This is a genomic window from Anaerotignum sp. (assembly GCF_030625865.1).
GTDB lineage: Bacteria > Bacillota > Clostridia > Lachnospirales > Anaerotignaceae > Chakrabartyella.
Genome location: NZ_DAOUQB010000030.1, coordinates 19,742 through 31,630, shown reverse-complemented (window position 1 = coordinate 31,630; position 11,889 = coordinate 19,742). Strand labels below are relative to the sequence as shown.

The 11,889-nt window shown below is 37.7% G+C and carries 12 protein-coding genes; 6 read left to right on the top strand and 6 right to left on the bottom strand.

Annotated elements, in window-relative coordinates:
• From P9Q65_RS09615 to P9Q65_RS09605, 3 genes are all read right to left on the bottom strand, one after another.
• Positions 1–243 (bottom strand): hypothetical protein (locus P9Q65_RS09615; protein ID WP_304509210.1); only part of this gene is annotated, 243 nt, incomplete at its 3' end.
• Positions 244–392: 149 nt separating this feature from the next.
• The gene (locus P9Q65_RS09610) at positions 393–743 is read right to left on the bottom strand and encodes a cupin domain-containing protein (RefSeq protein ID WP_304509209.1); all 351 of its coding nucleotides are present in this window, start codon (positions 741–743) and stop codon (positions 393–395) included.
• A 32-nt stretch (positions 744–775) separates the two neighbouring features.
• On the bottom strand, positions 776–1,687 hold the full coding sequence (locus tag P9Q65_RS09605; protein WP_304509208.1) for a radical SAM protein: 912 nt from the start codon (positions 1,685–1,687) through the stop codon (positions 776–778).
• Positions 1,688–1,863: 176 nt separating this feature from the next.
• Here P9Q65_RS09605 and P9Q65_RS09600 point away from each other — a divergent pair, with 176 nt between their 5' ends.
• Positions 1,864–2,094, top strand: a complete 231-nt coding sequence (locus tag P9Q65_RS09600) for a hypothetical protein (protein WP_304509207.1) — start codon at positions 1,864–1,866, stop codon at positions 2,092–2,094.
• A 185-nt stretch (positions 2,095–2,279) separates the two neighbouring features.
• On the opposite strand, the gene P9Q65_RS09595 is transcribed toward P9Q65_RS09600, so the two are convergent.
• Both P9Q65_RS09595 and P9Q65_RS09590 read right to left on the bottom strand, forming a co-directional pair.
• Complete coding sequence (locus P9Q65_RS09595; RefSeq protein WP_304509206.1) at positions 2,280–2,975, bottom strand: response regulator; 696 nt, start codon at positions 2,973–2,975, stop codon at positions 2,280–2,282.
• Positions 2,938–4,527: an ATP-binding protein gene (locus P9Q65_RS09590; RefSeq protein ID WP_304509205.1), complete on the bottom strand. Its 1,590-nt coding sequence runs from the start codon at positions 4,525–4,527 to the stop codon at positions 2,938–2,940. The genes P9Q65_RS09595 and P9Q65_RS09590 overlap by 38 nt, the downstream gene beginning before the upstream one ends.
• Before the next feature lie 268 nt (positions 4,528–4,795).
• Between P9Q65_RS09590 and P9Q65_RS09585 the strand changes: the two genes are divergently transcribed.
• Positions 4,796–6,055 (top strand): diaminopimelate decarboxylase, encoded by a 1,260-nt coding sequence (locus P9Q65_RS09585; RefSeq protein WP_304509204.1) that lies wholly within the window; start codon positions 4,796–4,798, stop codon positions 6,053–6,055.
• A 252-nt stretch (positions 6,056–6,307) separates the two neighbouring features.
• Here the strand turns inward: P9Q65_RS09585 and dsdA are convergent, their stop codons facing one another.
• A complete protein-coding gene (gene dsdA, locus P9Q65_RS09580) occupies positions 6,308–7,642 on the bottom strand; it encodes a D-serine ammonia-lyase (RefSeq protein ID WP_304509203.1) in 1,335 nt (444 codons plus the stop codon).
• Positions 7,643–8,057: 415 nt separating this feature from the next.
• Here dsdA and mutY point away from each other — a divergent pair, with 415 nt between their 5' ends.
• The 4 genes from mutY to P9Q65_RS09560 all read left to right on the top strand — a co-directional run bounded on the left by mutY (position 8,058) and on the right by P9Q65_RS09560 (position 11,886).
• Entirely contained in the window at positions 8,058–9,101 is a 1,044-nt protein-coding gene (gene mutY / locus P9Q65_RS09575; RefSeq protein ID WP_304509202.1) for an A/G-specific adenine glycosylase, read from the top strand.
• Between the two features lie 5 nt (positions 9,102–9,106).
• Positions 9,107–9,664 carry an NUDIX hydrolase gene (locus P9Q65_RS09570; RefSeq protein ID WP_304509201.1) on the top strand — a complete coding sequence of 186 codons (558 nt, stop codon included), beginning with the start codon at positions 9,107–9,109 and terminating at the stop codon, positions 9,662–9,664.
• Positions 9,665–9,746: 82 nt separating this feature from the next.
• Positions 9,747–10,850: a GNAT family N-acetyltransferase gene (locus P9Q65_RS09565; RefSeq protein WP_304509200.1), complete on the top strand. Its 1,104-nt coding sequence runs from the start codon at positions 9,747–9,749 to the stop codon at positions 10,848–10,850.
• 16 nt (positions 10,851–10,866) lie between these two features.
• A complete protein-coding gene (locus P9Q65_RS09560) occupies positions 10,867–11,886 on the top strand; it encodes a DUF2156 domain-containing protein (protein ID WP_304509198.1) in 1,020 nt (339 codons plus the stop codon).
• Positions 11,887–11,889 lie beyond the last annotated feature (3 nt).

Here is an 11,889-nt window from a genome sequence, read left to right as displayed (position 1 = left end):
GGGATCAAAAATTTCATAAAGTCCAAATAACTCTGCACCAATGAAATTATCAAAGCAATTCACTTCAAAGTCAATGGCTATGACTTGTTCAAAAACAATGGTTGCATTGGTGGGAATATCCTCTTTAGCAAAATATTTTATGCCTAGTTCAACCCTGCTATTTTCGCATTTCGGCTTAAGCTTTATTTTTTTTAAACTACCATCAAAGGTATTTAATAAAAGTTTAGATTTCTCGTTTTTCAATTTATCACCACATTTGTATTAGTATTTTTATGTTACGGTTACAAACGTAAAACGAAAGTCTATTTTTGAAGCTGGAATAAAGTTCGTTTTTTTCAATAGCAAGCTAAATTGAAATTGTGTTGAATCGTTTCATTGAAAGCATAGGAAATTTATTTTGCTTCTTCGTTGATAATTAAAGCGATCATTTCCATTTCTTCATCGGTATTATTTTCAATGGAGTGCCACTGACCTACTTCAATAAGACAAACGTCTCCAGGGTGAACCGTTGTTTTGGAGCCATCGTTGTCAATAAAAGTTCCTTCTCCTTTGATAATTGCATAGGGCTCCGTATTTCCAACATGCTGATGCCAGCCGATACTGCTGTGAGGTTTCACGATAACACGAGCATACATGGACCCATGACCCATTAATTCTTCTTTTTCCATGAAATGATGAATTTCTATTGTACCTTTTCCATCTCTTAAACCTTCTACTGTTACAACTTTTTCTTTTCTTACCATGAGTATTCTCCTTTCTTTTATCAAAGCGTTCTTTATTCTACGCCCTCTAGATTAAACATAGGGGTGTATTCGGAAGTAGCAGAGTTTCTTTTTTGCATAAAGCCATTTTTTAGTCCAATATTTAAAAAATATTCCGTAACCTTTTGGTATTCAAAGGTTGTTAGCCTACGGGATAGGGTTTTTATTGTATTTGCACGATGCATGGGCGTATACTGGCTAAGGAGGGAGACATAGGTATCCACACCCAAAGATTCTTTTATCCAATCCAAAATATGATAGCTGTCTTGATAGTGAGAGGGAAGCACAAGATGGCGCAAGATTAGGCCATTTGTCATGATTGCGTTTTCATCAAAAATATCTTGTGGCACCTGTCTTTTCATTTCCAATATGGCTTGAGCCGCAATTGCGGGATAATTTGGAGCGGCGGAGTATTCTTTTGCTATGGTTTTATCCCAATATTTAAAATCAGGAAGGTAAATATCAACAAGTCCCTCCAATTGCCGAAGCCCCTCTATGGATTCATACCCATTGGAATTATAAATAACGGGGATTTGAAGCCCGCTCTTTTTTGCAAGGCGTAAAGCTATGGAAATTTGAGGAATATAGTGAGTTGGCGAAACCAAATTAATATTATGCAGTCCCTTTTCCTGTTGCTCAAGAAAAATCTCAGCCAAACGTTCTATTGAAATTTCTGTTCCGAACCCTTCTTCACTAATTTTATGATTTTGACAAAAAACACATCGTAGATTGCAGTGGGAAAAGAAAATTGTTCCTGAGCCTTTTGTACCGCTGATAGGAGGTTCTTCCCAAAAATGAGCACTAACCAAAGCAACTTTTGGGTGTAAGGATGCATGACAGAAACCTGTTTGACCATTTATGCGGTTGACATTGCAATTTCTGGGACAGATATTACAATGGCGTAAAGCTGTTTGTAGCTGTTTCATATGAAAACCTGCTTTCCCCATACCCCTATGGAACAATGCAAAGCATTTTTAACCTTAGGTTTTTTTGCTTTCTATATGATACCATGATTAGAAACAGTTTCATATAGAAAAATGAAAACTCTTGTGTTAAAATGCAGTTGTAGGTCGAAAAAGAAATTAAAAGCGGGGGTGGAAGAATGAGGGAATACGAGAAAAATGTACAGGAAAGCCAAGTGGTAACAAAAGTGATTTGTAATTGCTGTGGCAAAGAGATACCCCTAGTGAGAGAAGGGCTTTGGGAGGAATATTTCCACGCAGAGAAATCTTGGGGATATTTATCAAACCAGGATGGCCGCCAGGATTCTTTTGATTTATGCCAAGAATGCTATGAAAAAATGATTGAAAGCTTTGAGATGAAAATGCACTAAACGGGGAGAATTCCCCGTACATAATACAGCTTCTTTACCCCGAAAGGGGATTTTTTTTGCGAAAAAACAGTTCAAAAAGAATTAGTTTTACTTTTACAAGAACAAAAAGAGAAAAGTTTTTAATGATAAAAATAGGACACAACATTTTTAAACATTGTATCCTTGGCAAATTTACGATATAACCTTTATTCCTCAGCCATACGATAACCGATACCCACCTCTGTGAAAATATATTCTGGGGCCGCCGGGTTTTTTTCCAGCTTCCTTCTGATATTTGCCATATTTACCCGCAAAATCTGATTATCTTTTAGGGCATAGGGTCCCCATAGCTCTGTAATGATATTATCATATGTTAAAACACGACCGGCACTTCTGGCCAATAACGAAACAATTTTGTATTCTATTTGTGTCAAATGAACTTCATTCCCATCTATGGTTACCAGTCTTTTTTGAAAATCAATTTTAAGCCCTTTTACATTAAAAAGATTCTCTGTTGTTCCTGAATGAATGCTGGTGCTGTGACGAATTGCGGTACGGATGCGCGCCATAAGCTCAGACGTTCCAAAAGGTTTTACGATGTAATCATCTGCACCGATATCAAGGGCTTCCACTTTATCCGTTTCATCATCCCGGGCGGATACAACAATAACAGGCGTTGAGGTCCATGTTCTAAGCTGCTTCAAAATGGAAATGCCGTCTATATCAGGCAAGCCCAAGTCCAATAGGACTAAATCAGGGCAATGGGATGGAATCATAGATAAGGCTTCTTGCCCGTTTTTAGCACAAATAACACCATATTCGTTGGCTTTTAAAGTTGTCTCTATAAAATTGCGGATGGGTTCTTCATCCTCTACAATTAATATTTTTGCTTTCACCGTCATATTCAAAGTCTCCTTTCATTGGCAATACAAAAGTGAAGCTTGCCCCCCCACAAACATGATTTGTTGCAGTTATTTTCCCATTATGGGCAAGAATAATTGTTTTACAAATGGATAGTCCGATTCCTAGACCTCGGCTGGAATCTGCCGATACGGAAGTGCTTTTTCCGTCAAAAATCGTTGATAGTCGAATAGGATCAATGCCTTTGCCATAGTCCGTAACAGTAAAAGAAGCTTCGTCATCTTCTTGGGCAACCTTGAGCCATATGGGAAGGGATGTTTCTGAGTGTCGGATAGCATTTTCCATCAAGTTAATTAAGACTTGTTCAATTAATGTTGCATCCATTGGCACAATTAATACTTCGTTAGGAACGGAAACGTGTATGGCAGCGTTGGGAAACCTTTTATGAATTCTGGAAACAGATTCAGAAACAACTTCCTCAACAATTTCATCCTGTTTTTTCACTTTTGCATCGTCACTGCTGATTTTTGTAATAGAGAGCAGATTTTCCACCATGTGAATAAGCCATTGGGCATCGTGATGAATGTCACTAAGCAACCGATCAAATATTTCCTCGTTTACCTTGTCTTTGTTTTCCTGTAAAGTTGTACTGGCACCCAAGATACAGGTTAGTGGTGTACGCAAATCATGGGAGACAGCACGCAAAAGATTGCTGCGCATTTTTTCTTTTTCTTTTTCTAAAAGAATTTGCTGCGCCTTTTCCTCAACAGACTGCCTTTCTAAAGCCAAGATGGTTTGGAAGATCATAATATCTGAAAATTTGAATGCATCCAACAAAATGAAGTCAGGATTTTCGAAAAGGAGACCAATGACCCCATAAACCTTATTGTCTGCGGAAATGGGGATATAGGTACCTTTGCAATTTTGAACTTTAGATTCCAAAACTACACCGCAAATTTCATTTTTGGTGTAGGCGTCAAGGGCTATTTGTAATTCCAAAGGGCTGTTAAAAATGAGTTCGTCCTGATTTTCTAAAGTGTTAAACAGTTTTATTTCCGGAGCGGTGGGGTTGCCCAAATAGGCAACAACACTGCATTGGTTGGAATGTGCAAAAAATTCAAGGGTGGTTTCCATTATTTTATGAAGGGTGTTGGCTGACAACAAGGCATTGCTCATCTTTGTCAAGTTTTCGGCTCTGCTTTCTCGCATGGCGGAAAGGAGAGCGGCTTTTTTTACCCTCGTGGTTAATGCACTTGTTAAAACAGACATAAAAAGAAGGAGTGCAAAAGTAATGGGATAGCCCGACATAGAAAAGTTTATGGCAAAATAAGGGAAGGTAAAGAAAAAATTCACGGCTACAACGCCCCCTAAGGAGGCGAGTATTCCCCAAGTATAACCGCTGGTTATGACTGAGGTAACAGCCACACCAAGCATGTATACCCCAAAAATATTATTGCTAATTACTTTCATTTCAACAACACACAATGCAAATGCGGTTGAAATAAGGAACACTAAAATTGTTTTAAATAGGTCAAATAAAATAATATCGGGAGATAGTCTTATTTTTTTTAATTGCCGCAAATAATCTCTCATAAAAAACCTCTCAAAAAAGGATTGATTTTGGGAAGTAATGGCGATTTTTCATAACTTCCTTGGAAAAACTTTGAAACATTAGTATGTTTTTAATGCTTGTCAATTGGATTAACACGTTCATATTATACACCTCTTTTGTAATAAGAGGAACCGTTTTGTTCTGAGATACCCAGAAATCCTTGGGTTTTTATTATTGTATCATTGCAAAGGTTTGAATAGTTTGTTATAATTGAAAGCAAATTTTATCATAGAAGGAGTTAAATTACAAATGAAAACACCTTTTGTTACTTTGGATCAGGCAAAAAAAATAATTGAACAATACCCCACGCCTTTTCATCTTTACGATGAAAAAGGAATTCGAGAAAATGCCCGAAAGGTAAATCGAGCTTTTTCTTGGAATAAGGGGTTTAAAGAATATTTTGCGGTAAAAGCAACCCCCACACCTGGTATTTTACAAATTTTAAAAGAAGAGGGCTGTGGTGCGGATTGTTCCTCATTTACAGAGCTTAAGTTGGCTGAGGCCGTGGGTTTTAGGGGGGAAGAAATTATGTTTTCTTCTAATATGACCCCTGCGGAAGATTTTATTTTGGCAAATGAGCTTGGGGCAACCATTAACTTTGATGATTTTACTCATATTGCTTATTTTGAGAAGTTAGCAAAAATTCCCGAAACGGTTTGTTGCAGATACAATCCCGGCGGGCTTTTTCAAGTTGCCAACGGAATCATGGATAACCCTGGGGATGCAAAATATGGTATGACCAAACAACAGATGAAAGAAGCATTCCGTATTCTGAAAGAGAAGGGTGCAAAACATTTTGGCATTCATTCTTTTTTAGCCAGCAGTACAAGCTCCAATACCTATTATCCTATGTTGGCTAAAATTTTATTTGAATTGGCGGTAGAACTGAAAAAAGAATTGGATATTCATATTGCTTTTATTAACCTTTCCGGAGGTGTTGGGGTTCCCTACTATCCGGAAGATACAGCTTGCGATATTATGGCCATCGGCGATGGGGTAAGAAAGGTTTATGAGGAAGTTTTTGTGCCGGAGGGTATGGAAGATGTAGCAATTTTCACAGAAATGGGACGGTTTATGCTTGCTCCTTATGGAAGTCTTCTGGCAACAGCCATTCATGAAAAACATATTTATAAGGAATATGTAGGCTTGGATGCATGTGCTGCAAATTTAATGCGACCTGCCATGTATGGCGCATATCACCATATTACCGTATTGGGAAAAGAGGACAAGCCCCGTGACCATAAATATGACGTGGCTGGGGGTCTTTGCGAAAATAACGATAAATTTGCCATAGATCGTATGCTTCCGGAAATTGAAATAGGTGATATTATTTATTTCCATGATACCGGGGCTCACGGTCATTCCATGGGTTATAACTATAATGGTAAATTACGTTCCGCCGAACTTCTTTTAAAGGAAAGTGGAGAGGTTGCTTTGTTGCGTCGTGGGGAAACTCCTGAGGACTATTTTGCTACCTTTGATTTTACAGGTCTTTTCAATAAAAAATAAATACATGCAATGTAAATAATAATAAAGAAAATAAAAAATAGCGGCATTTGCCGCTATTTTAGGGTGTCGAAAAACCTTGGGCGCCGCCCAAACCCGCTTGATTTTTGTAAAAAGCAAGACCAAAAATTTTTGTATAAACCGCATATTTATGCGGTTTATAGTGGGTCAAGGGTAAAACCCTCAAGGTTTTAACTTTATCGACAGTGAAATAGCGGCATCCGCCGCTATTTTTGTTGTTTGAAAAAGCATTGCTTATTTTAAATGAGTATGCATATATTCTTCTCTGATTTCCTTTGGAACCAAATTGCCGCCGGTTGCCCAAGGAACGTGGATTGCATTGGGCATTTTTTGTGCTAAGCCCATGTTTTCGATATAAGCTTTTGTTGCCGATTCCTTCATTAACTGAATTGGACCCCAGAAGGATGCACAAGCGGAAGGCTCCAAGAAGATATCTTCCGAGTTCACAATATCACGCATTAGGTCATAAATATGATAATCTTCTAAGGTAAGGATGCCTGATAACAAATGGGTCATGACACCGCCAACAAAGCCGGAAGCTCGTCCTACGGCAAGACCATCTGCATGGGTTTGTCCGGAAAGACCAAAATCTTGCACACTTACTTTGTTTTGTAAACCGGATGCCATACCTACCAGCATACAAGGCGCCTGGGTGGGTTCCAAAAAAAATACATGAACATGGTTGCCGAAAAATTGTTTCAAACCGAATGCTACGCCGCCGGGTGCGCCGCCAACTCCGCAGGGAATATATACAAAAAGAGGGTGTTCTCCGTCAATTACAATGCCTTGTGCTTCAAATTGTGCTTTCAATCGTTTTGCCGCAACGGCATACCCTAAAAACAGGGTAACGGAGTTTTCGTCATCTACAAAATAGCTGGTAGGGTCAGCATCGGAATCTTTACGTCCAACTTCAACTGCCTTGCTGTAATCATCATTATATTCGATGACTTCTGCACCACGTTTACGGAGTAAATCTTTTTTCCATTGCTTTGCATCCGCTGACATGTGAACGATCACATGAAATCCCAGCACTGCGCTCATAATACCAATGCTCATACCAAGGTTTCCTGTGGAGCCGACTTGAATTTTAAATTTACTGAAAAATTCCTTAAACTTTTCTGAGGCGAATACGCTGTAATCATCTGTTTCTTTTATCATACCGTGCTCTATGGCCAAATCTTCAGCGTGCTTTAATACTTCATAAATACCGCCTCTAGCTTTGACTGAGCCGGAAATAGCCAGGTGACTGTCTTGCTTCAGGAAGAGTCTACCCGGTATTGTCGTTGTGAATTCGTTTTCTAATTTGGTTTTCATTTTTTCGATTTCTGTTAAAGGAGATTCAATTAAGCCGTTTTCGGGGGCGGTTTCAGGGAATACCTTTAAAATAAAGGGTGCAAAACGAGCCAAGCGTGCTTCTGCATCATCAATATCTTTCATGGTAAGATTAATTTTTGATAGAGCTTTTTCGGTAATTTCTAAATTTTCATTTACCCATGTTACTTCTTTGCCGTTACTCACTTCTTTTAATAGATCTTTATTATGAATTTGGTTCCAAAGTTCTTGATTCATACCAGTTTCCCCCTTGTTTAGTTGTTAAATCAGCTGAAAATTATGGGTATTTCTTCCGTAATAATATCATAATGCATGAAAATCTGCAAGATAACTAGATGTTCTTATGCAGCCTTTATCAGTCTTTTAATGGGATATATTGACGTAATACTTCTTTATCATGTATGCTAAAACATATTTAATTCGGAAAAATGAAATAAGAAAATTGATTTTTATAATATTTACAGGAATGAATGTTTATAGTTGTATTTCAATTCTGTCAATTATATGTGTCTACAGTTGGGCAACTGTGAATTCTTGTTAATCTGGAGCTGTTTGGTATAAGATATGGTAGACAGATGCTTTTTCAAGGATTACCTAAGAAAGCGTTTTTATTATTTCAGAAATTTTCTTTGTTTTTTGTAAAGGAGTTCTTATGGACGAGTATTTGATTTCGAATAAATTGATACAATGGTACAAGAAAAATGCCAGAGACTTACCTTGGCGTAGGACAAAAGACCCTTATTATATTTGGTTATCGGAAATAATGTTACAGCAAACCCGTGTTGAAGCAGTAAAACCCTATTTTGAGCGCTTTATTCAAGTTTGTCCTACCATAGAAGCCTTGGCTAATGCTGAGGAAGAAACCCTTCTAAAGCTATGGGAAGGACTGGGATATTATAGCAGAGTGAGAAATTTGCAAGAAGCGGCAAAAACAGTAGTTGAGGTTTATAATGGGAATTTACCGGCGGATTATCATGCTCTGCGAAATTTGAAGGGAATCGGTCCATATACAGCCGGAGCCATTGCCTCCATAGCTTTTTCCTTACCGTATGCAGCTGTGGATGGCAATGTGTTGCGGGTGATGTCACGATTGACGGCGGACTCCAGAGATATTACTTTGGGTTCTACAAAAAGGGCTTGGGAGGATGAAATTCAGCAAATGATGCCTCGGGGGGAGGAAGGAACCTTTACTCAAGCATTAATGGAGCTTGGAGCCACAGTTTGTTTACCAAACGGTATGCCCAAATGTCAGGTTTGCCCTATAAGGGAATATTGTCAGGCTTACAGGAAAAATACGGTATTGATGTTTCCTGTAAAAAGTCCGAAGAAGCAACGGAAAAAAGAGTACCTTTCTGTTTTCTTTTTATGGGAGAAAGGGAAAATTGCTATGGGTAAGCGTGAAAAAAAAGGCCTTCTTTCCGGTCTGTGGCAATTACCCAATTGTAATCTGGATTTGGCTTTGCCTGCTGCTCTTAGAGAATGGGGAATTATAAGTGGTGAAATACAAGAGATGAAACCTCAGAAGCATATTTTTACCCATATAGAATGGCATATGAATTGTTATTTTGTAGATGTAAAAGAAAACGAAAATAAAACATTTCTTTGGCTGGAAAAGGAAACGATAGAGCAGGAATATGCGTTGCCATCGGCTTTTAAAAAGATTTGGAAAGAAGGCTGTCGCATATTGGAGGGATGAATTATATGAACATGTTTCAGTTAATTAAAAAATATCAGCCGTATAATAAGGAAGAGGAAAAAGAAAAACAGGCGATTTTAGATTTGTTGGAACAAACCAAGGAAAAAGTTTTGTTTCGTTCCTCCCAATTTGTTCATGCAACGGCAACAGCAATGGTTTTAAATGAAAAGAAAAATAAGGTTTTGATGATAAAACATAATATTTTTGATACATGGGCTTGTGTAGGTGGTCATGCCGATGGAGAATCAAATCTTTTATATGTTGCCAGAAAAGAATTGCAGGAAGAAACGGGCGTTGTGGATGCAACTCCCATATCTAAAGAGATACTCTCGCTGGATATTCTTTTGGTTGCAGGCCATTATAAAAAAGAGGTATTTGTTCCAAATCATTTGCATATTAACGCTACTTTTGTCTTTCTTGCAAATGAAAAAGTGAAGCTGACCGTAAAAGAAGATGAGAATTCAGACGTAGCTTGGATTCCGATAAAAGAAATAGGTTCTTATTGTAAAGAAGAAAATTTTGTGAAAGTGTACAAAAAAATAATCGAAAAAATTATTTATTGATAATTATTATCGGTTGATTTTTTGTGCTTTGTCTAGTAAAATAGTATGAGAAGGTAATTTATGTGGAATTGAGTGAGCAATTATGGAGAACAACGAATTGGTACGAGTGGCAAATAAGAAAGATGAGAAAAGTTTTTATCATCTTTGGAAGGTTTGCTTCGGGGATAGCGATGATTTTTGTAACTGGCTTTTTCAAAATAGATTTTTTCCTGATTATTCTGTTTGTTTGGAGAAGAATGGAGAAATTCTGAGTGCTATGCAAGGGGTTCCATATACAATACGGGTTCGTGGAAAGGATTTAAACGGTGTTATGCTTTGTGGTGTATCCACTCATCCTGACCACCGAAAGAAGGGGTACATGGGTAAAATTTTCACCTATGCCATGAATCTTATGCGGGATAAAGGCGTACTGCTTGCGGTACATACACCTGCCATATTGGAGAGCTATTTCCCTTACGGGCATTATCCTGTGGCGGACGCTTTATATTTTATGGGACAGCGGAAAGATGAGAACAAGGGAAATTGTGTTTTTGTCGAAAAAACACAATGGAAGGAACTATATCCTGTATATGAAAAAAATATAGGCAAAAAGTATAGTGGTGCTGTAAGACGAACAAAAGAAGAGTTTTTACGTAAATGTGATGATTATGCCTCGGATGGAGGAAAGTGTATTACTTTAACAGATGGGAAAATGCAAGGATATGCTTTTTTTTACCCTATGGAAAATCATTTAATTTGTCCCGAAGCCGTAGCGAATGACGGATATTATAATGCTTTAATTGAAAAAATATTTTTAGCTGCAAAGGGTAGAGAGATTTCTGTTAAACTACCACCGGATGTAGAAATTCCCCAGCAATTTGGACAGAAAAAACTTTGTCCAAAGGGTGTTGCCGGTGTTTGCAATATCAGTCAAATTCTAAAAAAAATGGAAATATCTTGTCCATTTTATGTTGAAATTTATGATCCTATCGTATCGGAAAACAACGGTATTTTTTCCTTTGATGGAAGAAAAGTAGCGGAAAAGCCGGCTATAAAAATAGACGCCGGGCATTTCCTGAGTGTGATAATGGGCTATGCTTCCCTGGAAGATTTCAGTCAGTTTGTCACAATTTATCGCCGAGATGGATATGATTTTATTAACCAAGTATTACCCAAATGTAAATGTTATATTATTGATGAATATTAAAATTGGAGGCAATTGTATGCCAGAGACGCAGTGTATGAATAAAATTGAAACGGAAGAAAAAAAAGAAACAAAAGAAATAAAAATGACAAATTCTTTTGTATTTAAACCAATTACCATAGAGAAAAAGGCTTTGATTGAAAGTTACACAAAACCTTGGGGGGCAGAATGTTCAGACCTTTCTTTTGCGAATATGTTTATTTGGGGTACTGACAGAAAAATGGAATACGCTGAAAAAGATAATGTGCTTTATATTAAATTAGATTTCAAAAGAGTTCCTGTTTATTTTTGGGCTCCCGTTCCCAAATTTGGGGTTGAGATAAATTATCGCAAGGCTGTTTATGATGCCATAGATTATATGAAAAAATGCGGTGTTGAGCCAACCTTCCGCTCTGTATCCGCACCTTTTTGTGAAATGATGAAAAAAGCTTGTCCTGAGTTATTTGTGCAACCTACGGATATTGCTTGGGATTATGTTTATGAACGTGAAAAATTGGAAACGCTGAAGGGCAAAAAACTTCATGCAAAGAGAAATCATATCAATAAATTCCTTTCCCTCTATCCTGATTATGAATATAAGAAGCTGGATTCCTCTATGATTCAACACTGTATGGCTCTTTATGACCAATGGCAAGAGGAAAAGGAAGAAGAAAGTGCAGAATTAAAGGAAGAAAGAAAATCTGTGCTTTTGGCTTTGAACCATATGAAGGAATTAGCATTGGATGGGGGTTCTATTTTTATTGATGGTAAATTGGTTGCTTTTACTGTGGGGGAAAGATTACAGCCCCATATGAAGCTGGTGCATATTGAAAAGGCTGAGGCTTCCTATGGAGGGATCTACCCCATGATTAACCAGCAGTATGTAAAAAATGAGTGCATGGATGTGGAGCTTATCAATCGTGAAGAGGATATGGGGATTGAAGGAATGCGGAAGGCAAAACGTGCTTATTATCCCGTTAAAATGATTGAAAAATATATGTTTAGTTTGCACGACTTATCTAACACAAAGGGGATATGGGGAAGAGAATACGAGAATTAAGTT